Below are 23,581 nucleotides of genomic sequence, written 5' to 3' on the forward strand. Positions count from 1 at the left end.
TGCGCGGATGTCCACCGAGATCCTCGTCTACATCCTCACCCCGCTGGCGGCGGTGGTCGTGGTGTTGACCCGGCTGCGGCTGGCCAGGGGCGATGCCGTCGCCGGCCAGTTCCAGATCAGTGAGCGTCTGCTGCTGGTCCACACCGTCGCGGGCACGATCGCGCTGCTGCTCTGGGTGCTCTTCCTGGCCTTCCCCGAGGACTCGTTCCTCGGTGGCTCCGTCGTCGGGATCGTCGCCCTCGGCTTCTTCTGGCTGACCGTGATCGCCGGGCTGCTCATCCTGACCCGGTGGCTGCCCACCCGGGGCCGTCACGCGGACGACCGGGCGACCGACGGCTGGAGCAAGGGCCCCGGCCTCTCGATCCTGGCCCACGTCGGCCTCTTCGTCGGGGTCAGTGTCTTCACCTACGCCTACCTCACCTCCGCGGTGTGAGGCGCCTCGTCCCGCTCGTCGTGGGCGGACTCCTGACGGCGGTGCTGGTCGGCGCGCCCGCGGCGCCGGCGTCGGTCGGCCCGGCGGCGACGACCACCTCGTCACCCCACGCCGCGTCGGCGTACGCCCCCACCGACCGCCGCCCGGCGGTCGTCGAGCACCGCGTCATCGGTCGCTCGGTGCGCGGTCGGCCGCTGCACGCGTGGCGGCTCGGTGAGCCCGGCAAGCGCCGGGTCGTGCTGCTCTCGACGATGCACGGCAACGAGCCCCACACCCGGCAGATCCTGACCAGCCTGCGCGACGGCCGGCCGGTCCGGGGGATCGACCTGTGGGTCGTGCCCGTCGTCAACCCCGACGGCCTCGCCCAGCGCACCCGGCGCAACGCCCGGGGCGTCGACCTCAACCGCAACTTCCCCCACGACTGGGCCGACCTCGACGGCAACTACGAGTCGGGACCGCGGCCGGCGAGCGAGCCGGAGACCCGTGCGGTGATGGGGTTCCTGCGGCAGGTCCGTCCTCGCCGGGTGCTGAGCTTCCACCAGCCGCTCAACGGCGTCGACACCGACACCAAGGACGCGCGCTTCGCCCGCCGGCTCGCGCGGGCACTGCGGCTCCCGACGACCACCCTAGACTGCGGCGGCCTGTGCCACGGCACCATGACGAGCTGGTACAACGCCCGCTTCGCCGGCGCCGCGCTCACCATCGAGTACGCCGCCCGCCCGCCCCGGCACCGGATGGTCGTCGAGGCGCCGCGCCAGCTGCTGGGGGTCCTCGGCGCCCGTCGGTGATCCCGGGAAGCACCACCCGCCCGGTCAGCGGCCGTGGAAGGTGGGCTTCTCCTTCGCCATGAAGGCGTCGACGGCGGCGAGGTGGTCCTCGGTGCCGCCGGTGAGGGCCATCTTCTCCGCCTCGAAGGCCAGCGACTCCGCGAAGGAGTGCGACGAGGAGTGCTCGACCGCCTGGCGGATGGACCCGAAGGCGACGGTGGGACCGGCCGCGAGCCGGACCGCCAGCTCACGCACCGTGGCGGCGAGCTCGTCGGCAGGCACGACGTGGGTGGCCAGCCCGAGCTCGAGGGCCTCGGTGGCCGGGACCGTGCGCGGGAAGTAGAGCAGCTCCATGGCCCTGCCCCGGCCCACGAGGCGTGGCAGCGTCCAGCTCGCCCCGGTGTCGCACGAGAGCGCGACCCCGGCGAAGGACGTGTTGAAGGCGGCCGAGTCCGCCAGCACCCGGAAGTCGGCGGCGAAGGCCAGGCTCGCACCGGCGCCGGCCGCGACGCCGTTGACGGCCGCGACCACCGGCTTGGCCATCGTGGCCAGGGCCAGCACGGTGGGGTTGTAGTGCTTCTCCACGGTGTCGGACAGCGGCACGCTGGTGTCGCCGCGCAGCCCGGCGAGGTGCTCCTTGAGGTCCTGGCCGACGCAGAACGCCCGGCCGCTGCCGGTGAGCACGACGCAGCGCACCTCCGGGTCCGCGGCCACCTGCTGCACGCGCTCGAGCAGCAGGTCCTTGGTCGCCACGTCGAGGCCGTTCATGGCGTCGGGACGGTTGAGGGTGATCGTGGCGACGCCGGCGTCGACGTCGAGGAGGACAGGATCGGTCGAGGTCATGGCCGCAGTCTGCCCGATCAGGCGGGGGTGAGCGTGCGGGCCACGAACGCCTCGGAGGCGGACGCCAGCCGGCCGGCCTCGCGGCGGAAGTAGTCGGTCGCCCGGCGACCGGCCCAGTCGTCGGGCAGCAGCTCGCGGGGCAGCCCCGGGTCGGTGAAGAGGAACTTGCGCCACTCGTGGACCAGGTGGAAGCGGGCCGCGAAGGCCGCCTCCTGGGGGTCGTCGTGGGCGGCGAGGTGCGCCTGGACCGAGGCGGCGGCGTCGTCGAGCCACGCGGCGTACTCCGCCCCGATGGCCTCGATGTTCCAGGCCCGGACCGGAGAGTCCGGCGGGTCGAAGTCGGTCGCCCGCGCGGTCGTGGCGCCGGCGCCGGCCCGGGCGAGGGTCTCGCCCAGCTCGGCCCGCACCCACGGGCTCACCCAGACGCGGTCGTCCAGCTCGGCGTACCCGAGGTAGGGCAGGTCCCGCAGCACGGCCGCCCGCACGGTCCGGGAGGGGAAGGGGTCCAGGAACAACAGCTGCCAGCAGCCGTCCCACCGCGTGTCGCGGCGGCGGTAGATGCGCTCGGACGCCTCCTCGAGCCGGCGGATCGCCTGGGGGGTCGCGGCGTACCCGCGGTGGCCCTCCACGGTGGCCGGCTCGAGCCAGCCCTGCGACACCATCCGCGAGATGGCGGTGCGGACCGCAGGAGCGGCGATCCCGATGGGCGCGAGGAGACGCACCAGGTCGGCCACCGCTGCCCGGTGTCCGCGGGTGCGCAGGTGGTCGCCGTAGACGTCGAACAGGGCGGACCTCGCGTGCATGGTCGGAGTCTGCCAGCCCCTGTGGTGCCCATCACCTGCGACATGGGGGATAATGGATGTAGAACGACTTCGTCGAGGTGGCATGCCGCCTCGATTTCGCATGTGGAGCCACGCGGCCCACTGAGCTGAATCAGGAAGAGGGTTGCGCCGATGGCCGCCATGAAGCCCAGGACTGGGGACGGACCGCTCGAGGTCACGAAGGAAGGTCGTGGCATCGTGATGCGCGTCCCGCTCGAGGGCGGTGGACGCCTGGTGGTCGAGCTCAACGCCGACGAGGCGGGTGCCCTCGGGGACGCCCTCAAGGACGTCGTCGGCTGATCGTGGCCCCGACCCCCCAGCTCCCTTCCCAGGTCTCGCCCCCGGAGTTCGCCCTCAGCCCGGCGTTGCCGCACCAGATCGGCGGCGCGGAGGTCTGGGCCTTCCCGGTGCTCCCCGGGGAGGACGGCGACGTCATCCTCGGTCCCGGCGCGGACGAGGCGTCCGAGCTGCTCGGGGTCGACCTCCTGGGGCTCCTCGAGTCCGCCCGCGCCACCGGCCGCACCGGTGAGGTGACCACGGTCCCCGTCGTGTCCGACGCGGTCGCGATGGTCCTGCTGGTCGGGCTGGGCGAGCAGACCGTCACCGACTTCCGACGGGCCGGCGCCACCGTCGCCCGGGCCACCAAGGACCGCGCCAGCGTCGTCACCTCCATCACCGCCATCGCGCCCGAGGGTGCGCTGGGGGCGTTCGTGGTCGGTGCTGCCCTCGGCTCCTTCGCCTTCCACTGGCGCTCGACCGGTCCGGCCGAGAAGCCCGTCGGTCGCATCGTCCTCGCGGGCGTCGACGACCACGACGGGGCGTACGACGACGAGCTCGCCCGTGCCATCGCTCTCGGTGGCGCCGGGTGGCGCTCCCGGATGCTGGCCACCGTGCCGGCCAACCTCAAGAACCCCGCCTGGCTCGCCGAGCAGGCCGAGGAGTTCGCCGCCGAGGCCGGCCTCGAGGTCACCGTCTGGGACGAGAAGGCGCTGGCGACCGGCGGCTTCGGCGGCATCCTCGCCGTCGGCGGCGGCTCCGCGTCGCCGCCCCGGCTGATCCGCCTCGACTACACGCCGCCCGGTGCGGGCAAGGGCACGCCGACCGTGGCGCTGGTCGGCAAGGGCATCACCTTCGACAGCGGCGGCCTCGACATCAAGCCGGCCGAGAGCATGCTCTCGATGAAGCGCGACATGTCCGGCGGCGCCGCGGTGCTGGCCACCATGGCCGCGCTGCGCGACGTCGGATGCCCGGTGCGGGTGGTGGGCCTGGTGCCCGCCGCCGAGAACTCCATCAGCGGGTCCGCGATGCGCCCCGGTGACGTGGTGACGCACTACGGCGGGCGCACCAGCGAGGTCAACAACACCGACGCCGAGGGCCGCCTGGTCATGGCCGACGCCATGGCGTACGCCGTGGCCGAGGTGCGCCCCGACGTCCTCGTCGACATCGCCACCCTGACCGGCGCCATGAAGGTCGCGCTCGGCCAGGGGACCGGCGGCTACTTCGCCAACGACGAGGTCCTGTCCGGCCTGCTCGCCGAGGCCGCCACGACCTCCGGAGAGCTGCTGTGGCGGATGCCGCTGGTGGCCGACTACGAGGACAAGGTCAGCTCGAAGATCGCCGACGGTGACAACGCCGCCGGCGGGGCCGGGGCCATCACGGCCGCCCTCTACCTGCAGCACTTCACCGGCGACGTGCCGTGGGCCCACATCGACTTCGCCTCGATCGCCGAGGCGCCTGCCGACCGCTACGAGTGGACCGCCGGCCCGACCGGCTTCGGCCCGCGCCTGCTGCTCACCTGGCTGGGGTCGGAGTCCCCGCTCGAGGGCGTCGGGCGATGAGGGGCCTCACGGTGCGCTGGTCGCTCGTCGACGCCCCCGAGGGGGTCGAGGACGCGCTAGCGTCGTACGTCGCGGAGACCTCGCACGCACGCTTCACGGGCATGGCCGGGCTGGCCTTCAAGACGTGGCGGATGCGCCGCGGCGAGTGGTTCGAGGGGTCCTACGTCTTCGGCTCCGACGAGGCGCGGGCTGACTTCCAGCGCGCGTTCGTCGAGGGTGCAGCGGAGGCGCCCGGCTCGCAGATCATCGGCAGCCCACCGATCCTCGTCGAGGAGTGCGACATCGTCGCGATCGCGGAGGGCTGGGACGGCTTCAGCGCCGCGTCGCGCGCCTGAGCGACCTGCCGACCCGGACGGGCCGCAGGTCGCGCGTCGGCCTCAGGCCTCCGGGGACCAGATCTTCTTGGCGCAGACCAGCCCGTCGCCGACGGGCAGCAGCACCGACACGAGCGAGTCGTTGTCGGCGATGGAGCGGCCGAGGTCGCGGATCGCCACGGTCTCCTCGTCGCGCTGCGCCGGGTCGGCCACCTTGTCGTGCCACAGCGCGTTGTCGAAGGCCACCACGCCACCGGGGCGCAGCAGCCGCAGCGCCTCGCTGAGGTACTCGGCGTACTCGCGCTTGTCGCCGTCGCAGAAGACCATGTCGTAGTGGCCGTCGGTGAGACGTGGCAGGACGTCGAGCCCGGCGCCGGCGATGGTGCGCGCCCGGTTGGCCGGGACACCGGCCTCGCCGAAAGTCTCCTTGGCCAGCCGCTGGTGCTCGGCCTCGATGTCGACCGTGGTGAGGACGCCGTCGGCACGCATGCCGCGCAGCAGCCAGAGGCCCGACACCCCGGTGCCGGTGCCGATCTCGACCACCGCGCGGGCGTCGAGGACGGAGGCCAGGAAGCGCAGCGCGGCGCCGGCGCCCGGGCTGACGGGGACGACCCCGACCTCCTCGGCGCGGGAACGGGCGGACGCGAGGACCTCGTCCTCGGCGACGAACGCCTCGGCGTAGGTCCAGCTCGCGGGCTTGATCGGGGTGGTGATGGTGGCCTCCTGGGTCGGACACGCACGGCAGCCGGGCCGCGTGCATCGAGTGCGGCGACTCTATCGCGCACCAGCCGTCCCACCACCCGGCAGCACGGGTGGGCCGCAGACGCTCGCGGTCGGTCTCAGGGAACACCGGGCCCCGCTCCTCCGTTGTCGAGGTGTACCGGCCGATTCCCAGCAAGGCGGGGGCCGGCTCACAGGGTTCTCTCAGGACCGCTCCCTAGGTTGAGGAAGGCCAGAGCACTGTTCAAGCGCCACACCACCCAGCAGGGGGCAGCCGTGGACCACTCCACCGACACCACGGACTCCGGTCCCGCGCACGTCGGCGCCGTGCCCACCTGGGACGAGGTCGTCGAGCAGCACTCCGACCGCGTCTTCCGCCTCGCCTACCGCCTCACCGGCAACCGGCCCGACGCCGAGGACCTGACGCAGGAGGTCTTCGTCCGGGTCTTCCGCTCCCTGGACTCCTACACGCCCGGCACCTTCGAGGGCTGGCTGCACCGCATCACCACCAACCTCTTCCTCGACGGCGCCCGCCGCAAGCAGCGGATCCGCTTCGACGCGCTCTCCGACGAGCGCGCGGCGCGGCTCCAGAGCGCGTCGCCGGCGCCCGACGCGGCGTACGCCGACCAGACCTTCGACGACGACATCGAGAGCGCGCTCGCCACCCTGCCGCCCGACTTCCGCGCCGCCGTGGTGCTGTGCGACGTGGAGGGCCTCACCTACGAGGAGATCGCCGAGATCATGGACGCCAAGCTGGGCACCGTGCGCTCACGCATCCACCGCGGTCGCGCCATGCTGCGCCGCGCCCTGGCGCACCGCGCGCCCGTCGAGGGTCGGGAGCGGTACGCCGGCCCGGCGCTGGCCGACGAGGTCGCCCGGTGAGCCACCTGGGTTCCCGCGTGAGCGCGCTGCTCGACGGCCGGTTGCCGGCCGCCGAGGAGGAGCGCCTGTGGGAGCACGTGCACACCTGCCACCCCTGCCGTGACCTCGTGGAGCGTGAGGGGTGGGTCAAGACCCAGCTGGCTGGCCTCTCCTTCGACTGCGGGGGTGCGCCGGACCGGCTCAAGGACTCGCTGCTGTGCCCGACGTCGGCGCTGCGCCCGGAGGCGTTCCCGACCACGTCCCGGCCGCGGCACCGCGGGCTCGCCCTGATCGGCGGCGGCGCGGCCGGTGCCGCGGTCGTCGGCGTGCTCGCGCTGGGCGCCGCCGGCTCCCCGCAGGTCGAGCGCCGCGCCCCGGTCAGCGACCTGAACCGCCCGGTGACGACCTCCAACGTCGATCCGCAGAGCCGCCCCGTACGCCGCCCGCGCACCCCCGCGCCGACCCAGGTGTCGGCCTCGCGGTCCGCCGGCGAGAAGTCCGGCCAGGAGTCCGGACAGGCCCGCTCCGTGCGCCACCTGCTCGACGGGCTGGGCGCGCGGGGGACAATGGCCCCGTGAGCGACCAGGAGCACCCGGACCACCGCCTGCCTGCCCAACCCGACCCGCAGCCCGACCCGCTGTCCGACACCGGGCACGGTGCGGGCAACGGCGACGCCGACGTCAACACAGACGGTGACGCCGGGGAGCCGACCCAGCCGATCCCCGGCTGGACGCCGCCCACCCAGGCGCCGGCAGCTGCTCCGGAGGCCACGCCCGTCCCGGGCCCGCAGGTCCCTCCGCCCGCCTCGCCCTTCGGGCCCCCTCCCGCGGGCGCCCCTACCGACCCGACCGCGTCGACCGACCCGACCGCGCCGCCTCGCCAGGGGCCGGCCCCGCTGTCCCCGATCCCGCAGCAGTCGTGGGGACCGGGCGGCACCGCCCCCTCCTCGTCCGAGCGACCGTTCGGAGGGTTCTTCACCGGGGAGCCCGCCACGGCCCCGATGCCGGTGCAGCCCACGGTGCAGCCCACGGACGGCCGTCGTCGGGTGTCGCGCTGGACCTGGCCGGCCGTCGCCTTCCTCGCCCTCGTCGTGGGCCTGCTCGGCGGGTTCCTCGGCGCCCTGGGCTTCGACCGCCTCGGCGACGACAACGGTCGGTTCGAGGGCGGGCTCGACGCCGTCCAGACGCGGGACTCCGCCCCGCTCGACGCCGACAACGGCTCGGTGCCTGCCGTCGCCCAGGCCTTGCTGCCGAGCACCGTCCAGATCATCGCGGCCTTCGGCGGTGAGGACGGCGGTGCCACCGGGTCGGGCTTCGTGCTCGACCGCCAGGGCCACATCGTGACCAACAACCACGTGGTCGCCTCGGCCGCCGAGGACGACGGAACGATCCGGGTCGTCGACTCGGAGGGCACCCGCCACGACGCGACCGTGGTCGGGCGCAGCCCCGTCTACGACCTCGCGATCCTCCAGGTGGACGAGGTCGAGGGCCTCGTCCCGGCCGCTCTCGGCGCGTCCTCCGTGCTCAACGTCGGCGACCCGGTCGTCGCCTTCGGCTCCCCCCTGGGCCTCAGCCAGACCGTCACGTCGGGCATCGTCAGCGCACTCAACCGGCCGGTGACCACCGGCGACTCCGACAACGAGTCGTCGTACATCAACGCGGTCCAGACGGACGCGGCCATCAACCCCGGCAACTCCGGCGGACCGCTGGTCAACCTCGCCGGCGAGGTCGTGGGCGTCAACTCCGCCATCGCGACCACGGGTGGCAGCCTCACGGGCGAGTCGTCGGGCAACATCGGGGTCGGCTTCGCCATCCCGATCGAGCAGGTCCGCACGACGGCCGACCAGATCCTGGCCACCGGGGAGGCGCGCTACCCGGTCATCGGAGCGCAGGTGCGCACCGGCGGCGGCGACTCCGAGGGTGCACTCATCACGCAGGTCAACGACGGCACCCCCGCGCAGGACGCCGGCCTGCTGGAGGACGACGTCGTCATCCGGGTCGACGGCGCCCCGGTCACCGACGGCATCGCCCTGATCGTGGCGATCCGCACCCACCAGCCGGGCGACACCATCGAGTTCACCGTCCGTCGTGACGGCGAGGAGCGCACCGTCGAGGTCACCCTCGACGGCGAGGTCGGCTGATCAGTCGGCGTCGCCGCGACCGGCGTCGCTCTCCACGAACGGGTGGTCGGAGACGAACGTCTTGGTCTCGGCGTACATCCGCTCGATGAACCGCTCCAGCTCCGCACCCTCGACGCGCCACTGCCCGCGCCCGCCGATCTTGATGGCGGGCAGGTCCCCCCGGCGGACCAGCGCGTAGACCTGGGCGCTCGACGTGTTGAGCACCTCGGCCACGTCGGCCAGGGTGAGGAAGCGGGGGGAGTCCGGCATGGGGCCATGGTGCCAAACTCCGTGCCCGAGGGGTACGACGACCCGGTGCCTGTGGACGAGCAGGTGTGCGATCGCGTCCGGGTGGACATGATGCAGTGCGTGTCTCGGACCCACACCGCTCCCGACGTGCCCGCCGCCACCCGCGCCCAGCCGCCCGGCTGGCGCGATCCCCGCCTGTGGGTGGGGGTCGCCCTCGTCGCCGTGTCCGTCGTCGCGGGTGCACGCCTGCTCGACGGTGCGGACCGGAGCGTGACCGTCTGGGCGGCGGCCGTCGACCTGGCGCCGGGCGACCGCCTCTCCGCCGAGGACCTGGTGGCCACGTCGGTGCGGTTCGAGGACACCGCCGATCTCGACCGCTACCTCGCGACCGACGACCCGCTGCCCGACGGGCTCCAGCTGGTGCGCGGGCTCGGTGAGGGCGAGCTGGTCCCCGGTGCGGCGCTGGGGTCGCCGGAGGAGGGCGACACCGTGAGCCTGTCGCTGTCCTTCCCCAGCGAGCTGGTGCCGAGCGGCATCGCGACCGGGTCGGTCGTCGAGCTGTGGGTGGTCCCCGGGGAGGCCGCGCGGCGCAGCGAGCTGTCCGGACCGGTGCTCAGCGACGTCGTCGTCATCGACGCGCCGGCGGCCGGTGAGTCGCTCGGCTCGGTCGGCGTCGGGCGCCAGCTGGTGCTCGGCATCCCACGCGACGAGTCCGAGGCGCTGGCGGAGCTCCTCGCCGCGAGCGAGGAGCAGCGCGTCCGGGTCCTCGGGCAGGGCTGAGCCATGATCTGCGTGCTGATGATGGCCTCGGGTGCCGCGTGGGAGTCCGCGGCGCTCGCCCGCCTCGACGGCCAGGACGGCGTCGTCGTGCTGAAGCGGTGCGTCGACGTCGACGACCTGCTGGCGACGGCCACCAGCGGCCAGGCCGACGTGGCGGTGGTCGGGCTCGAGGCTCCCGGCCTCGACCCGTCGGCGGTCGCGCACCTGCGCCGGTACGCCGTGCGTCCGGTCGCCGTGGTCTCGCGCACCGACGACCCGGACGTCCTCACCCGCGCCCAGCGCATCGACGTACGAGTGCTGGTCGCCTTCGACGACCCGGAGGGCCTGGCCGAGGCGGTCGCCACGGTGGAGGACGCCGCCGACACCCGGGTCCGGGCCGATCCACTGGCGCCCCCGCCCGCCGAGGCGCCCGATGCCGACCCCGGCCACCGGCTCGTCGTGGTGTGGGGGCCGGGCGGCGCCCCGGGGCGGACGACCACGGCCGTCACCCTCGCCTCCCTCCTCGCCCGGCGGGATCGCGACACCGTGCTGGTGGACGCCGACCCGTACGGCGGTGGGGTGGCCCAGCAGCTCGGCATCCTCGACGAGGTCTCCGGCATCCTGTCCGCCGCGCGGCTGGCGGGGTCGGGGCACCTCGGGGAGAGGTTCGCGTCCACCTGCAGGGGAGTCGGCGACCACCTGCGGGTCGTGACCGGCCTCCCCAGGGCAGACCGCTGGATCGAGGTCCGGGGATCCGCGCTGCAGCAGGCCCTCGAGTGCGCGCTCGAGCACGGCGACGTGGTGGTCGACACGGGCTTCAGCCTGGAGGACGAGCCCGGCCAGGACTTCGGCTCGCGGCCCTCGCGCAACGCGATGACGCTCACCGCCCTCGACCTCGCCGACGAGGTGGTCGTGGTCGGATCCGCCGACCCGGTGGGACTGTCCCGCCTGGCCCGCGGACTGGTCGAGCTGCGCGACCGGACCGGAGGGGCGCCCGTGCGCGTCGTGGTCAACCGGATGCGCCCGACCCTGGGGTGGTCGGAGCGGGAGATCGCCGGCATGGTCGAGGGGTTCTCCCGCGTGCTCGGACTCCACTTCCTGCCCGACGACCGTGCGGCCACCGACCGCGCCCTGGTCTCGGGCCGCGCACTGGTGGAGGAGGGGGACTCGGCCCTGCTGCGTGACTACGCAGCCGTGGCGGACGCGACGTTCCCCGCGTCCGCGCCCCCGGTGGGCGGGAGCCGGCGAGCGGGGCGGAGACGCTGGAGGCGTTCGTCCACGGCATGACCTGGATCACGCTCCACGCTCGGGAGTTTTGTCAACGATCTGACAAGACGGCGTCAAGAGGTGACACTGGGATCCCCCCCGGATCCATCCCCTCTTTGGAGTACTCCCATGCAGAGTATGTTCGCGCGCTTCGGCGCGCCCCTAAGTTTGGCCATTTGCCTCGGACTCGCCGCGGCGCCCGCCGTCGCAGCCCGGGACACCGCATCCCGGGCCGCCGACCAGATCAAGGGCTCCGGTCGGCCTGACGTCATCAAGGCGCTCACCGGCAACGACCGCGTGACGTCGAAGGGCGGCAAGGACGTCGTCTACGCCGGCCCGGACGACGACTGGGTCGACGGCGGCTCCGCCAACGACAAGCTGTGGGGCCAGGACGGCCACGACACCCTGCTCGGCGGCGGGGGCGGCGACCTCCTCATGGGTGGCACCGGCAACGACGCGCTCGACGGCGGTGACGGCGTGGACAACGTCGTCGGCGGCCCCGGCAACGACGGCCTGGTCGGACAGGTCGGCAACGACAAGCTGCAGGGCCAGGGCGGCGACGACTCCTTCGTCGGCGGCGCGGGCAACGACTGGCTGGTCGGTGCGGCGGGCAACGACACCATCGACGGCGGCACCGAGGGTGACCGCATCGACGGCGGCACCGGTCACGACGCCATCCTCGGCGGCGACGGCAACGACCTCATCGACGGCAACGGCGACAACGACGCCATCGACGGCGGTGCGGGCGACGACCGCCTCGCCGGTGCCTCGGGCGACGACTCCATCGCCGGCGGCGACGGTGCCGAGAACATCAACGGCGGGCCGGGCAACGACGTCCTCGACGGCGGCCTCGGGGACGACGGCATCGCCCCCACGTCCAAGGGCAACGGCAAGCGCTCCCCGGAGATCAACGGAGGCCCCGGCAACGACGTGATCCGCGGCGCCGACGGTCGGGACAAGCTCATCGGCGGACCCGACAACGACGTCGTCGACGGCGGCACCGGCGACGACCACGCCCTTCAGGGCGGACCCGGCAACGACGTCATGATCGACGGCGACGGCAACGACCACTACATCAAGGGCGACGAGGGTGACGACACGTTCTTCGTCGGTCCCGGTGCGGACAAGGTCTACGCCGAGCAGGGCAGCGACACCATCTACCTCTACGACGACGGCGTCCGCGACGAGTTCTACTGCGACGACTACGACGACATCGGCACCGCCGCGGAGGGCAAGAACGACCGCGTCATCTACATCGGTCGCATCGACCCCCTCGACAAGATCCGCGCGGAGCGCGAGACGTGCGAGTCCATCACCGTGATCGCCCACCTGCCCGCCGGCTGGCCCTACGGTCCGGTGGCCGGTGTCAGCGCCCGCGCGGTCGCGCAGCCGACCGCCGCACCGGTGGCGGCGTCGTACGCCGCTCGTCGGCTCGCCGCGATGGGCTGAGCGCTCCACGACCTCCGGGGTGGGGAACGGGATCGGTGTCGGCCAGGAGCCGGCGGCCGGTCCCGTTCCCCATTTCCTGCCTGGGGAGATGTCAGGCGGCGAACAGCAGGTAGAGCCCGCCCACGGTGAAGAACACCATCGCGACGAGCAGCGAGAGCTGACCGGTCAGCTGGTGGCGCCGGGGGAGGATCCGGACCGCGCGGTCGTGGGCCGCGATCACGCCGAGCACGTGACCGACGATCACCGCGCCGACCTTGAGCCGGGCCAGGAAGTCGGGGTGGAAGGACAACCAGTAGTTGACCTCGAGGTCGGCGGTCCCGAGGTAGTCGTCACCACGGCTGAACGGGTCGCTCAGCTGCACGATCGTCGTCTGGCCGTACTCCACGAGGTAGGTCAGGTAGTGCGCGATGATGTAGCCGACGATGATCGGGACCACCGAGTGCGCGAAGACGTCGGGCAGCGTCGAGCGACGGACGTCAGGCCCCACACCCGTGGCCATGCAGCCGGCGGCGAAGATGACCCCCACGCCCACGCAGAAGACGAGCAGCGCGACGTTGTCGATGAGGCCCGAGGGGATCGACGTCGTCTGGACGAACTTCACCCACGGGCTCGCCTCCTTGAACGAGTCGTACGCCGTGCTGCCGAAGAGCACGGCCACCACGCCGACGAGGCCGGGAGCCACCGGGACGGTGTCGAGGTTGGCGAGCGGGCTCCGGATGACCAGGCGCCCGTCGCGGTGGCCCCAGACCGACAGCTTGGCCACCAGCGACGAGTAGACCTCGAAGGGGTCCGCCCGCTCGTAGAAGCGGTTGCCGAAGAGCGCGCCGCCGATGAGCATGATGCCGATGTACATCGCGCACCACAGCCGGACCGGGCCGATCTCGGTGGAGTGCGGGTAGACCAGCTCCAGCCACACGAAGGCGTAGAGACCGACCGCGGCCGGCCAGTAGCCCAGCCGCTCGGGGTAGGTGTACATCCCCACCTCGGGGTCGCTGCCCGACACCTTGGCGAGCACTGCGTTGATGGTCCGGCTGGGGCTGATGGCCTTCCAGACCGGGCCGAGGAGCACCGACGCGGGGACGAGGCCGACCCAGAGCAGCGTGTAGAAGACGCCCAGGAACGGGTTGACGAGGGTGTCCTGGCCGAAGACGGCGGCCGCGGCGACGTACAGGAAGAAGACGAAGCCGAGGACGCGCAGCGCGACCCGCCACGCCGTGGACGACGTGAGCCGGTCGAGCCACGCCGGTGCGGGCCGGCCGCTGGTGGCGGCGTCGTAGCGCGGGGTGCGCCACGCGACCGCCAGCACCGTGAACGACACGACCAGCGCGGCGACCGCGCCGGCGATCGCGAGCTCGAGCGGGATCGGGAGGTCCTTGGCGCCGCCGATCCCGTGGGCGAGCAGGTCGCGCCCGGCGGTGGGCAGGCCCACCTCAGCGGACTTCGAGCTGGACGACCACGAGCTCGAGGTCGTGGGACTCGACCTCGACGATGCCGGGCTGGTCGATGACCAGCGGGAGGGTGCTGGTGCCGGCCTCGTAGGCCAGCTCCTGCTCGGGGGTCGAGTGCACGTGCAGCTCGCCGGGCGCGTCGGCCGTGATGACCAGGTCGATCTCCTCGCCCAGCGGGACGGCCACGCGCTCCCCGTTGGGGGTCACGGTGTCGCCCTCGAAGGTGATCTCGATCGTCGGCCGCTCGGGCTCCGGCGTCTGCGTGTTGTCGCTCGGTGTCGCGGACGCGCTCTCGCTGGTGCTCTCGCTCGCCGAGGGCGAGTCCGAGGCGGAGGCGGACGAGCTGGTCTCGGGCTCGGGGGTGGTGTCGTCACCGCCGCAACCGGCGACGCCCAGCGTCACCAGCAGCAGGGTCGTGGCCAGCGGGGTGAGCCGCGTCGCGCGCATGGGTCCTCCAGCGAGTCGGGGTTGCGGGGCCTGCACCCCGTGTCGGCGTTGGACTCCCACCGCTCGGGGTGGGAGCCTCTGCCAGAATCGCACGGGGAGCAACACCGTCGGCGTCCGGGCCGTCCCGTGGGCCGCCAGGAGTGTCCGACACCATACGAAGGGGCTGACATGACCGAGCGGCTGCGGCCGCGGGACCTGGCTTTGCTGGCCACCGAGTCCCCATCGACGCCGATGCACAACGCCACGGTGGAGATCTTCGAGCCCGGTGACTCCGGCTTCGACTACTCCCGCCTCGTGGAGCTGATCTCCGACCGGATCGCCTTCGTGCCCCGCTACCGCCAGCGCCTGCAGACGGTGCCGGGCCGCCTCGCCAACCCCGTGTGGGTCGACGACCCGGACTTCGAGATCGGCTACCACGTACGCCGCTCCGCGCTCCCGCGCCCCGGTGACCACCACCAGCTGCGCGAGCTGGTCGCCCGGATCGCCTCGCGCCCGCTCGACCGCAGCCGGCCGCTGTGGGAGATCTACTTCGTCGAGGGTCTCGAGGGGGGTCGTGTCGCGGTCCTCACCAAGAGCCACCAGATCCTCGTGGACGGTCGCGAGACCGTGGACATCGGACAGGTCCTGCTCGACACCACCGCCGAGGCCCCGGACCTGGGCCACGACGAGTGGCAGCCCCGCGGCCGACCGACCGCGCTGGGACTGGCGCTGGGAGCAGTCACAGACACCCTGGAGCGGCCCGCGACCGCGGTCCACACGGTGCGCGCCAACGCGGAGTCGGCGGCCCGGACCGTGAGCTCGGCCGCTCACAAGGTCGGTGGCGTCGCCGGGGCCCTGGCCGGTCGGAGCCCGGTCCACGGCAGCCCCATCAACCGGCCGCTCTCGCAGCAGCGTCGCTTCCTCGCCATCCGCACCGAGCTCGCGGTCTACAAGCAGATCCGCAGCGTGCACGGCGGCACGATCAACGACGTGGTCCTGGCCACCATCGCCGGCGCGCTGCGCGGCTGGCTGATGACCCGCACCGAGTCCATGGCCGGGGTCCGCACGATCCGCGCGATGGTGCCGATGTCGGTGATCGACGACGACCTCGAGGCGACCTCGCTCGGCACCCAGATCGCCGGCCACCTGGTCAACCTGCCGATCAGCGAGGCCTCGCCGGTCGTCCGGCTCCACCAGGTCAGCTACGGCTTCCAGGCGCACAAGGAGACCGGTCGTGCGGTGTCGGCCCGCCGCCTGGCGGGGATCGCCGGCTTCGCGCCGACGACCTTCCACGCGCTCGGCTCCAGGGTGGCAGCCGCGGAGGCACGTCGCGGCTTCCACCTCTCGGTCACCAACGTCCCCGGTCCGCAGTTCCCGCTGTACGCCGCGGGCGCCGAGATGGTGGAGACCTATCCGGTCCACCCGTTGCTGCCCGAGCACACGCTGGCCGTCGGCGTCACGTCGTACAACGGGGGCGTCTTCTACGGCATCACCGCCGACCGTGACGCCGTCCCGGACGTCGACACCCTCGGCCAGTGCCTGCTCGAGTCGCTCGACGAGCTCGTCGAGACCGCCAGCGGTGCCCGCAAGCGGGCGCCCCGCGGGCGCCGCAAGGGGGAGCGCTCGTGAGCGTGCGCGCCTACCTGCCGACCACCCTGGACCTGCTGGCCCGGTTCCACGCCGAAGCCGCGGTGCCGGTCGACGCCGACCCCATCACCGCCGAGGACGACTCGGAGGAGGCGGAGTACGCCGCGCTGATGACCGCCGCGGACGCCTCGGCCGCGCTCCTCGACGGTCCCGGACGCCGGGTCGTGCTGGTCGCCGAGGTCCCGGCGGGGGCCACGTCGGTGCCCGTGCGGCTCGTGGCGTCCGTGCACGTCGACACCGACGACGACGCGGACCCCGACGACGACCTCGCGTGGTACGCCACCCAGGAGATCCCGGACCTGCTCGCGGGTCGCTAGGGTCGGCCCCATGGACGCGATCACTTCTCCTCCGGCTCCGGTCAACGAGCCGAACCTCACCTACGCCCCGCACAGCCCCGAGCGCGCCGCGCTCAAGGCGGAGCTGGCCCGGCTCGAGGGCAAGCAGCACACGCTGCGTGCCCACATCAACGGCCGACGGCGCAACGGCGGCGGCGCGGAGATCAAGGTCGTCCAGCCGCACGACCACCAGCACGTGCTGGGCACCTTCAAGAACTCCACGGCCAAGGACGCCGAGGCGGCGGTCAAGGCCGCGGCAGCGGCCGCCCCGGACTGGCAGGCGATGTCCTTCGACGACCGCGCCGCCATCATCCTCAAGGCCGCGGACCTGCTGGCCGGCCCGTGGCGGCAGCGGATCAACGCCGCGACCATGCTGGGCCAGTCCAAGACGGCGTTCCAGGCCGAGATCGACTCGGCCTGCGAGCTGATCGACTTCTGGCGCTTCAACGTCCACTACGCGCGCGAGATCCTGACCGACCAGCCGATCGCCAACAGCCCCGGCATCTGGAACCGCACCGACCACCGCCCGCTCGAGGGCTTCGTCTACGCGATCACGCCGTTCAACTTCACCGCCATCGCCGGCAACCTGCCGACCGCGCCGGCGCTGATGGGCAACACCGTGATCTGGAAGCCGTCGCCCACCCAGCAGCTCGCCGCGTCGCTGACCATGGAGCTGCTCGAGGAGGCCGGCATGCCGCCCGGCGTCATCAACATGCTCCCCGGTGACGGCCTCGAGGTCTCCAAGGTCGCGCTCACCCACCGCGACCTCGCGGGTATCCACTTCACCGGCTCGACCCCGACCTTCCAGCACCTGTGGCAGACCGTCGGGACGAACATCTCGGGCTACCGCGCCTACCCGCGGATCGTGGGCGAGACCGGCGGCAAGGACTTCGTCGTCGTGCACCCGTCCGCCGACCCCGACGTCGCCCGCGTCGCGCTGCTGCGTGGCGCCTTCGAGTACCAGGGCCAGAAGTGCTCGGCCGCGTCGCGTGCGTACGTCGCGCGCTCGGTGTGGGACAAGATCAAGGACCAGCTGGTCGCCGACACCGACGGCCTGGCCATGGGTGACGTCACCGACTTCAGCAACTTCATGGGCGCCGTGATCGACGACCGCGCGTTCGCCAAGCACAAGAAGGCGATTGCCCGGGTGCGGGCCAACAAGCACCTCACCCTGCTGGCCGGTGGGCAGACCGACGACTCGGTCGGCTACTTCGTGCGCCCGACGATCGTGCAGTCCACGGACCCGACGGACCAGATGTTCTCCGAGGAGTACTTCGGCCCGATCCTGGCCGTGCACGTCTACGAGGACGACCGGTTCGAGAAGGTCGTGGACCAGATGGAGTCGTTCGCGCCGTACGCGCTGACCGGGGCGATCATCGCGCAGGACCGCTCGGCCGTGGCGTGGGCCCGCAACGCCCTGCGCTTCGCGGCCGGCAACTTCTACGTCAACGACAAGCCGACCGGTGCGGTCGTGGGGCAGCAGCCCTTCGGCGGCGGTCGCGCGTCGGGCACCAACGACAAGGCCGGCGCGGCGGTCAACCTGCTGCGATGGACCTCGCCGCGCTCCATCAAGGAGACGTTCGTGCCCCCGAAGGACCACCGGTACCCCTACATGGACGCCGAGTGACCCTGCTCCACCCCGGGGACCCGACCCCGTTGCACATGGGGTCGCTGCACCCCTACGAGCAGGCCCTGGTCCTGCTGCTCGCGTTCGGTCCGTTCGTGCTCCTCGCGGTGGTCGTCTGGTGGCGCCGCCGCGAGGACCACGAGGACTGACCGGAGGTCAGCGGGCCAGCCACTCCTGGCCGACCTGGTGCTCCTTGGCGAGCGCCTTCTCGATCATGTCCGCGACGAGCTTCTCGATCTTGCCGCCGACGAGCGGGATGGAGACCTTGACGGTGAGGTCGACCACCTCGACGGTGCCGGCCCCCGCCGGGGAGAGCGTGACGCCCCCGGTGATGTCGCCGGGCTTGCCCGGGATCGTCAGGTGCAGGTCGGCGGCGGTGGTCGAGCCCCAGCGCTCGGTCTGGACGATGACGATCTCGTGGCCGACGAACTTCCGGGCGAAGGACGGGAGCGAGGCGGCCGACTGCACCTGCTCGACGACCACCGTGTCGCCCTCCACCGTGGCCGACCCGCGGAGCACGTGCTGGCGGGCCAGCACCTCCTCGCGGAAGGCGACGTCGGCCAGCATGGCGGCGACGGCGTCGGGGCTGGCTTCGTACGCGAGCTCCTTGCGCAACGACGTGGCCATCAGTGGTTCCTGCTCTCGTGTGTGTGCGGCATGCGGGACATCATGGCGGAGGCGGCCGGTCCGGTCACGACCGAATGTCTGGTGGACGAGACATTGACGGCCGACCCCGTGTTGTGGCCGTCACAGCCGGGTCCTAGTGTCGGATCGTGCTCACCACGCTCGAGGACGACAAGGCCGAACTGCTCACCCGCGCCGCCGACGCCGCGCGTCACTCGAAGGGCACGGGGGGACCCGACCACGACCAGGTCGAGGACCTCCTGATCGCCTACTACCGGCACGTCGCCGCCGAGGACCTCGTCGAGCGCAGCCCCGAGGACCTGTACGGCGCGCTGGCCTCCCACCACCGGCTCGCGCAGTCGCGACCGCAGGGCACTGCCGCGGTGCGGGTCGTCACCCCCGGTCCCGCCGACGCCGGCTGGGCGGCGGCCGGACACTCGGTGGTCGAGGTCGTCACCGATGACATGCCCTTCCTGGTCGACTCGGTGACCATGGAGCTCGCCCGGCTCGAGCACAACGTGCACGTGGTCATCCACCCCCAGTTCGAGGTCACCCGCGACATCACCGGTGCCCTGCAGACCGTCGGCGCCGTCGAGGAGGGCGTGGTCGACGAGTCGGCGCCCGACGCCCTCAACGAGTCCTGGATGCACGTCGAGATCGACCGGGTCGTCGACCAGGCCGACCTGACCCTCATCGAGGAGTCCCTGCAGCGGGTGCTGCGCGACGTCCGCGAGTCGGTGGAGGACTGGGAGAAGATGCGCGACCGGGCCCTCGGCGTGGTCGCCGAGCTCGAGTCGGACCCGCCCCCGCTGGACCCGGGCGAGGTGAGCGAGGGTGCCGAGTTCGTCCGGTGGCTGGCCGACGACCACTTCACCTTCCTCGGCTACCGGGAGTACCGCCTCGAGGAGGACGGCGAGGACCTCCTGCTGCGGGCGATGCCCGGCACCGGGCTGGGGATCCTGCGCGCCGACCAGGACATGTCCGAGTCCTTCGGCAAGCTCCCCGGGCTCGTCCGGGAGAAGGCCCGCGAGAAGACCCTGCTCGTGCTGGCCAAGGCCAACTCGCGCGCCACCGTGCACCGCCCGGCCTACCTCGACTACGTCGGCGTCAAGACGTTCGACGCGCAGGGCGAGGTGGTCGGGGAGCAGCGCTTCCTCGGTCTCTTCTCCAGCGCGGCCTACACCGAGTCCGTGGGCCGGATCCCGCTGCTGCGCGAGAAGGTCCGCTCGGTGATGCAGCAGGTCGGCTTCGACCAGCGCAGCCACGCCGGCAAGGCCCTCATGGACACCCTCGAGAACTACCCCCGCGACGAGCTCTTCCACACGCCGCCCGACGAGCTGGCCCCCACGGCGCAAGCCGTCATGTACGCCCGCGAGCGGCGCCAGCTGCGGCTCTTCGCCCGCCGCGACACGTACGGCCGCTACGTGTCGGTCCTCGTCTACCTGCCCCGCGACCGTTACAGCACCACCGTCCGCGAGCGCTTCTCCCAGATCCTCACGGACCGCCTCGGCGGCGACAGCGTCGAGTTCACCGCGCGCGTCAACGAAGCCACCAGTGCGCGGGTCCACTTCGTCGTGCACCCCCGCAAGGGCGAGACCGTCCCCGACGTCGACGTCGCCGACCTCGAGCGCCGGATGATCGAGGCGTCGCGCTCGTGGCGCGACGACTTCACCGCCGCCGTCATCACGGAGTACGGCGAGGAGCGCGGCTCGCGCCTGGCTCGCCGGTGGGTCGCGGCGTTCCCGGAGGCGTACAAGGAGGACTTCAACCCCCGCCAGGGAGCCGCCGACCTCGGCCGGATCGAGGCCATCGAGGGCGACGAGGGCATCGACCTGGCTCTCTTCGAGCAGGTCGACGCCGGTCGCGGCGAGGCCCGGCTCAAGGTGTTCCGCGTCGGCCCCCCGCTCTCGCTGAGCGGGGTGCTGCCGATGCTCTCCTCGATGGGCGTCGAGGTCGTCGACGAACGGCCCTACTCGCTGGAGGGCCTGGGCCGCGAGACCTACATCTACGAGTTCGGGCTGCGCTACGGCCGCCAGCTGCCGGCCACCGCCCGCGACCTCTTCTCCGATGCGCTGCGCGCCGTCTGGGACGGGCGCAACGAGATCGACGGCTTCAACTCCCTGGTGCTCGGCGCCGGGCTGACGTGGCGCCAGGCCACCGTGCTGCGCGCCTACGCCAAGTACATGCGCCAGGGCAACACCCCCTTCGCCCTCGACTACATCGAGGGCGCGCTGGCCAGCAACGTCGACATCACCCGGCTGCTGGTCCAGCTCTTCGAGGCCCGTTTCGATCCCGCCGGCGGCGCGCTGGCCGACGACGAGGACCGCACAGCCCGGGTGGCGAAGGTCGAGGAGCGGCTGGCCCGCGCCCTCGACGACGTGGTCAGCCTCGACCACGACCGCATCCTGCGCTCCTACCTCACCCACGTCCGCGCGACGCTGCGCACCAACTACTTCCAGACCGGCGTCGACGGCGAGCTGCACCCCTACATGAGCTTCAAGCTCGAGCCGTCCTCGATCCCCGAGCTGCCCGAGCCGCGCCCGAAGTTCGAGATCTTCGTCTACTCCCCGCGCGTCGAGGGCGTGCACCTGCGCTTCGGCGCGGTCGCTCGCGGTGGCCTGCGCTGGTCCGACCGACGCGACGACTTCCGCACCGAGGTGCTGGGCCTGGTCAAGGCGCAGATGGTCAAGAACACCGTGATCGTGCCGGTGGGCGCCAAGGGCGGCTTCTTCTGCAAGCAGCTGCCCGACTCCAGCGACCGCGACGCGTGGATGGCCGAGGGCATCGCCTGCTACACCACCTTCATCTCCGGGCTGCTCGACATCACCGACAACCTCGTCGAGGGCGAAACGGTGCCGCCGACCGGGGTCGTGCGCCACGACGGCGACGACTCCTACCTCGTGGTGGCCGCCGACAAGGGCACCGCGACCTTCTCCGACATCGCCAACGGCGTGGCCAAGGACTACGGCTTCTGGCTCGGCGACGCCTTCGCCTCCGGTGGCTCGGTGGGCTACGACCACAAGGCGATGGGCATCACCGCCCGCGGCGCGTGGGTCTCGGTGCAGCGTCACTTCCGCGAGCGGGGCATCGACTGCCAGACGGAGGACTTCACCGCCGTCGGCATCGGCGACATGTCCGGCGACGTCTTCGGCAACGGCATGCTCTGCTCCGAGCACACGCGCCTGGTCGCGGCCTTCGACCACCGCGACATCTTCATCGACCCCGACCCGGACGCCGCGACGTCGTACGCCGAGCGCAAGCGCCTCTTCGAGCTGCCCCGGTCGAGCTGGCAGGACTACGACACCGACCTCGTCTCCGAGGGTGGCGGCGTGTGGTCGCGCTCGCTCAAGTCGATCCCGGTCCACGACGCCGTACGCCGCGCGCTCGGGCTCGCCGACGGGGTCACGTCCCTGACGCCGGCCGAGCTGATGCGGGCGATCCTGCTCGCCCCGGTCGACCTGCTCTGGAACGGCGGTATCGGCACCTACGTCAAGTCGTCGGAGGAGACCCACGGCGATGCCGGCGACAAGGCCAACGACGCCATCCGCGTCAACGGCGAGGACCTGCGGGCCCGGTGCGTGGGCGAGGGCGGCAACCTCGGGCTCACCCAGCTCGGCCGCATCGAGTACGCCCGCCTCGGCGTCGATGGCGAGGGCGGTCGGATCAACACCGACTTCATCGACAACTCCGCCGGCGTGGACACCTCCGACCACGAGGTCAACATCAAGGTCCTGCTCGACAAGGTCGTCGCCGAGGGCGACATGACCGAGAAGCAGCGCAACAAGCTCCTCGCCGAGATGACCGACGAGGTCGCCGAGCTGGTGCTGCGCGACAACTACGAGCAGAACCTCGCGCTGGCCAACGCCAGCGCCCACGCGGCGCCGCTGCTGCACGTCCACGAGGACTGGATGAAGCAGCTCGAGCAGCGCGGGGTGCTCAACCGCGACCTCGAGGCGCTGCCCACCTCACGTCAGGTGCGTCGCCGCCTCGACCGCGGCCAGGGCCTGTCGGTGCCCGAGCTGTCGGTGCTGCTCGCGTGGACCAAGATCGTGCTCGCCGACGAGCTGCTGGCCTCCGACCTGCCCGACGACCCCTACCTGCGCGAGGACCTGCTCGCCTACTTCCCCGGGCGGATGCACGCCGACCACGTCGGCGCCATGGAGGAGCACCCGCTGCGCCGGCAGATCATCGTGACCCAGGTGGTCAACGACCTCGTCAACGGTGCGGGCATGACCTTCTGGCCGCGGCTGGCGGGGGAGACCGGCGCCTCGCCGGCGGACCTCACCCGTGCCAACTTCGTGGCCCGTGAGATCTTCGGCTCGCTGTCCCTGCGCCAGGAGATCGCGTCGTACGACAACGCAGTGCCGGCCGAGCGCCAGACGCGGATGCGGATCGAGATGCGCACGCTCGTCGAGCGCGCCTCGCGGTGGCTGGTCAACAACCGTCGACCTCCCCTCGACTCGCAGGCGACCGTCGACTTCTTCCGCGAGCGCGTGCAGTCCGTGATGGCCGAGCTGCCGGGGCTCATGAGCGGTCGCGAGGCCGACGGCTTCGAGGCCCGCCGCGACCGCCTCACCAGCCAGGACGTCCCCGAGGAGCTCGCCACCCGGGTGGCCGTGCTGTCGCCGGCGTACGCCCTGCTCGGCATCGTCGAGACGGCCGAGGAGCAGTCGCTCGAGCCGGTCCAGGTGGCACGGGTGCACTTCGCCCTCGGCGAGCGCCTCGGGCTGCCCGCCCTGGTCGACCGGATCTTCGCCCTGCCGCGCGACGACAAGTGGCAGACGATGGCCCGCGCGACGCTGCGCGACGACCTCTACGCCGTGCACCAGCAGCTCACCGCCGCCGTGCTCTCGACCACCGACGCCGACGACTCGGCGGCCGGTCGGGTGGCCGAGTGGGAGGACGCCGACGCGGAGCTGATCGGGCGGGCCGCAGCGACCCTGGACCAGATCTGCCGCGACGAGGCGGACCTGGCCCGGCTCTCGGTCGGCCTGCGGGTGGTGCGGACGCTGCTCACGCGCTGACGCCGCTAGCC

At 72.5% G+C, this 23,581-nt stretch carries 23 protein-coding genes; 16 read left to right on the top strand and 7 right to left on the bottom strand.

The features are described from left to right. The first annotated feature begins 7 nt into the window (after positions 1-7). Together DAE25_RS19165 and DAE25_RS19170 are read left to right on the top strand one after the other, a co-directional pair. A complete protein-coding gene (locus DAE25_RS19165; RefSeq protein WP_107767740.1) occupies positions 8-433 on the top strand; it encodes a hypothetical protein in 426 nt (141 codons plus the stop codon). Further along, positions 430-1,221, top strand: coding sequence for a M14 family zinc carboxypeptidase (locus tag DAE25_RS19170; RefSeq protein ID WP_159083843.1), 792 nt, complete (start codon positions 430-432; stop codon positions 1,219-1,221). The genes DAE25_RS19165 and DAE25_RS19170 overlap by 4 nt, the downstream gene beginning before the upstream one ends. A 24-nt stretch (positions 1,222-1,245) precedes the next feature. Here DAE25_RS19170 and DAE25_RS19175 read toward each other — a convergent pair whose 3' ends face one another. Together DAE25_RS19175 and DAE25_RS19180 are read right to left on the bottom strand one after the other, a co-directional pair. Beyond that, positions 1,246-2,043, bottom strand: a complete 798-nt coding sequence (locus DAE25_RS19175; protein WP_107767742.1) for an enoyl-CoA hydratase/isomerase family protein — start codon at positions 2,041-2,043, stop codon at positions 1,246-1,248. A 17-nt stretch (positions 2,044-2,060) separates the two neighbouring features. Further along, positions 2,061-2,846 (bottom strand): PaaX family transcriptional regulator, encoded by a 786-nt coding sequence (locus DAE25_RS19180; RefSeq protein WP_107767743.1) that lies wholly within the window; start codon positions 2,844-2,846, stop codon positions 2,061-2,063. A gap of 150 nt (positions 2,847-2,996) precedes the next feature. On the opposite strand from DAE25_RS19180, the gene DAE25_RS19185 reads away from it, so the two are divergent. The 3 genes from DAE25_RS19185 to DAE25_RS19195 are packed head-to-tail and all read left to right on the top strand — an operon-like array spanning position 2,997 to position 5,037. Next, complete coding sequence (locus DAE25_RS19185; RefSeq protein WP_082599809.1) at positions 2,997-3,164, top strand: DUF3117 domain-containing protein; 168 nt, start codon at positions 2,997-2,999, stop codon at positions 3,162-3,164. Between the two features lie 2 nt (positions 3,165-3,166). Continuing rightward, the gene (locus tag DAE25_RS19190) at positions 3,167-4,702 is read left to right on the top strand and encodes a leucyl aminopeptidase family protein (protein ID WP_234411150.1); all 1,536 of its coding nucleotides are present in this window, start codon (positions 3,167-3,169) and stop codon (positions 4,700-4,702) included. Continuing rightward, positions 4,699-5,037 carry a hypothetical protein gene (locus tag DAE25_RS19195; protein WP_107767744.1) on the top strand — a complete coding sequence of 113 codons (339 nt, stop codon included), beginning with the start codon at positions 4,699-4,701 and terminating at the stop codon, positions 5,035-5,037. Before DAE25_RS19190 ends, DAE25_RS19195 begins: the two co-directional genes overlap by 4 nt. A 42-nt stretch (positions 5,038-5,079) precedes the next feature. On the opposite strand, the gene DAE25_RS19200 is transcribed toward DAE25_RS19195, so the two are convergent. Beyond that, positions 5,080-5,730 carry an O-methyltransferase gene (locus DAE25_RS19200; RefSeq protein WP_107767745.1) on the bottom strand — a complete coding sequence of 217 codons (651 nt, stop codon included), beginning with the start codon at positions 5,728-5,730 and terminating at the stop codon, positions 5,080-5,082. Positions 5,731-6,012: 282 nt separating this feature from the next. Between DAE25_RS19200 and sigE the strand changes: the two genes are divergently transcribed. Genes sigE through DAE25_RS19215 form a run of 3 tightly spaced genes read left to right on the top strand, consistent with a single transcriptional unit; the run spans position 6,013 to position 8,737 of the window. Beyond that, on the top strand, positions 6,013-6,618 hold the full coding sequence (gene sigE / locus DAE25_RS19205; RefSeq protein WP_234411151.1) for an RNA polymerase sigma factor SigE: 606 nt from the start codon (positions 6,013-6,015) through the stop codon (positions 6,616-6,618). Further along, positions 6,615-7,175, top strand: a complete 561-nt coding sequence (locus DAE25_RS19210; RefSeq protein WP_107767747.1) for a zf-HC2 domain-containing protein — start codon at positions 6,615-6,617, stop codon at positions 7,173-7,175. The genes sigE and DAE25_RS19210 overlap by 4 nt, the downstream gene beginning before the upstream one ends. After that, positions 7,172-8,737, top strand: a complete 1,566-nt coding sequence (locus DAE25_RS19215; protein WP_107767748.1) for a S1C family serine protease — start codon at positions 7,172-7,174, stop codon at positions 8,735-8,737. Before DAE25_RS19210 ends, DAE25_RS19215 begins: the two co-directional genes overlap by 4 nt. Here the strand turns inward: DAE25_RS19215 and DAE25_RS19220 are convergent, their stop codons facing one another. Then, entirely contained in the window at positions 8,738-8,986 is a 249-nt protein-coding gene (locus DAE25_RS19220) for a helix-turn-helix domain-containing protein (protein ID WP_056886059.1), read from the bottom strand. Between the two features lie 99 nt (positions 8,987-9,085). On the opposite strand from DAE25_RS19220, the gene DAE25_RS19225 reads away from it, so the two are divergent. From DAE25_RS19225 to DAE25_RS19235, 3 genes are all read left to right on the top strand, one after another. Next, positions 9,086-9,745 carry a hypothetical protein gene (locus DAE25_RS19225; RefSeq protein ID WP_159083844.1) on the top strand — a complete coding sequence of 220 codons (660 nt, stop codon included), beginning with the start codon at positions 9,086-9,088 and terminating at the stop codon, positions 9,743-9,745. 3 nt (positions 9,746-9,748) lie between these two features. Further along, positions 9,749-11,011 carry an AAA family ATPase gene (locus DAE25_RS19230; RefSeq protein WP_107767750.1) on the top strand — a complete coding sequence of 421 codons (1,263 nt, stop codon included), beginning with the start codon at positions 9,749-9,751 and terminating at the stop codon, positions 11,009-11,011. A gap of 108 nt (positions 11,012-11,119) precedes the next feature. Then, complete coding sequence (locus tag DAE25_RS19235) at positions 11,120-12,439, top strand: calcium-binding protein (protein WP_107767751.1); 1,320 nt, start codon at positions 11,120-11,122, stop codon at positions 12,437-12,439. A gap of 91 nt (positions 12,440-12,530) precedes the next feature. Here DAE25_RS19235 and DAE25_RS19240 read toward each other — a convergent pair whose 3' ends face one another. Continuing rightward, positions 12,531-13,868: a hypothetical protein gene (locus DAE25_RS19240; RefSeq protein ID WP_234411152.1), complete on the bottom strand. Its 1,338-nt coding sequence runs from the start codon at positions 13,866-13,868 to the stop codon at positions 12,531-12,533. Between the two features lies 1 nt (position 13,869). Beyond that, positions 13,870-14,334, bottom strand: a complete 465-nt coding sequence (locus tag DAE25_RS19245; protein WP_107767752.1) for a hypothetical protein — start codon at positions 14,332-14,334, stop codon at positions 13,870-13,872. Between the two features lie 168 nt (positions 14,335-14,502). Here DAE25_RS19245 and DAE25_RS19250 point away from each other — a divergent pair, with 168 nt between their 5' ends. Genes DAE25_RS19250 through DAE25_RS23280 form a run of 4 tightly spaced genes read left to right on the top strand, consistent with a single transcriptional unit; the run spans position 14,503 to position 18,071 of the window. Further along, entirely contained in the window at positions 14,503-15,942 is a 1,440-nt protein-coding gene (locus DAE25_RS19250; protein WP_107767753.1) for a WS/DGAT/MGAT family O-acyltransferase, read from the top strand. After that, positions 15,939-16,277, top strand: coding sequence for a DUF6912 family protein (locus DAE25_RS19255; protein WP_107767754.1), 339 nt, complete (start codon positions 15,939-15,941; stop codon positions 16,275-16,277). Before DAE25_RS19250 ends, DAE25_RS19255 begins: the two co-directional genes overlap by 4 nt. A 10-nt stretch (positions 16,278-16,287) precedes the next feature. Then, positions 16,288-17,922, top strand: a complete 1,635-nt coding sequence (pruA, locus tag DAE25_RS19260; protein WP_107767755.1) for an L-glutamate gamma-semialdehyde dehydrogenase — start codon at positions 16,288-16,290, stop codon at positions 17,920-17,922. After that, positions 17,919-18,071, top strand: a complete 153-nt coding sequence (locus DAE25_RS23280) for a hypothetical protein (protein ID WP_159083845.1) — start codon at positions 17,919-17,921, stop codon at positions 18,069-18,071. The genes pruA and DAE25_RS23280 overlap by 4 nt, the downstream gene beginning before the upstream one ends. A 7-nt stretch (positions 18,072-18,078) precedes the next feature. On the opposite strand, the gene DAE25_RS19265 is transcribed toward DAE25_RS23280, so the two are convergent. After that, positions 18,079-18,549: a DUF2505 domain-containing protein gene (locus DAE25_RS19265; RefSeq protein WP_107767756.1), complete on the bottom strand. Its 471-nt coding sequence runs from the start codon at positions 18,547-18,549 to the stop codon at positions 18,079-18,081. A 146-nt stretch (positions 18,550-18,695) separates the two neighbouring features. Here DAE25_RS19265 and DAE25_RS19270 point away from each other — a divergent pair, with 146 nt between their 5' ends. Further along, the gene (locus DAE25_RS19270) at positions 18,696-23,570 is read left to right on the top strand and encodes an NAD-glutamate dehydrogenase (RefSeq protein WP_107767757.1); all 4,875 of its coding nucleotides are present in this window, start codon (positions 18,696-18,698) and stop codon (positions 23,568-23,570) included. Positions 23,571-23,581: the final 11 nt, after the last annotated feature.

This window comes from Nocardioides terrigena, assembly GCF_003047265.1.
In the GTDB taxonomy this organism is placed as follows: domain Bacteria; phylum Actinomycetota; class Actinomycetes; order Propionibacteriales; family Nocardioidaceae; genus Nocardioides; species Nocardioides terrigena.

Excerpts from the sequence above, each read along its gene's own strand:
- DAE25_RS19220 (WP_056886059.1), bottom strand. The coding sequence starts at position 8,986 with ATGCCGGACTCCCCCCGCTTCCTCACCCTGGCCGACGTGGCCGAGGTG.
- DAE25_RS19180 (WP_107767743.1), bottom strand. The coding sequence starts at position 2,846 with ATGCACGCGAGGTCCGCCCTGTTCGACGTCTACGGCGACCACCTGCGC.
- DAE25_RS19230 (WP_107767750.1), top strand. The coding sequence starts at position 9,749 with ATGATCTGCGTGCTGATGATGGCCTCGGGTGCCGCGTGGGAGTCCGCG.
- DAE25_RS19165 (WP_107767740.1), top strand. The coding sequence starts at position 8 with ATGTCCACCGAGATCCTCGTCTACATCCTCACCCCGCTGGCGGCGGTG.
- DAE25_RS19245 (WP_107767752.1), bottom strand. The coding sequence starts at position 14,334 with ATGCGCGCGACGCGGCTCACCCCGCTGGCCACGACCCTGCTGCTGGTG.
- pruA (WP_107767755.1), top strand. The coding sequence starts at position 16,288 with ATGGACGCGATCACTTCTCCTCCGGCTCCGGTCAACGAGCCGAACCTC.
- DAE25_RS19265 (WP_107767756.1), bottom strand. The coding sequence starts at position 18,549 with ATGGCCACGTCGTTGCGCAAGGAGCTCGCGTACGAAGCCAGCCCCGAC.
- DAE25_RS19175 (WP_107767742.1), bottom strand. The coding sequence starts at position 2,043 with ATGACCTCGACCGATCCTGTCCTCCTCGACGTCGACGCCGGCGTCGCC.
- DAE25_RS19235 (WP_107767751.1), top strand. The coding sequence starts at position 11,120 with ATGCAGAGTATGTTCGCGCGCTTCGGCGCGCCCCTAAGTTTGGCCATT.
- DAE25_RS19185 (WP_082599809.1), top strand. The coding sequence starts at position 2,997 with ATGGCCGCCATGAAGCCCAGGACTGGGGACGGACCGCTCGAGGTCACG.
- DAE25_RS19195 (WP_107767744.1), top strand. The coding sequence starts at position 4,699 with ATGAGGGGCCTCACGGTGCGCTGGTCGCTCGTCGACGCCCCCGAGGGG.
- DAE25_RS19250 (WP_107767753.1), top strand. The coding sequence starts at position 14,503 with ATGACCGAGCGGCTGCGGCCGCGGGACCTGGCTTTGCTGGCCACCGAG.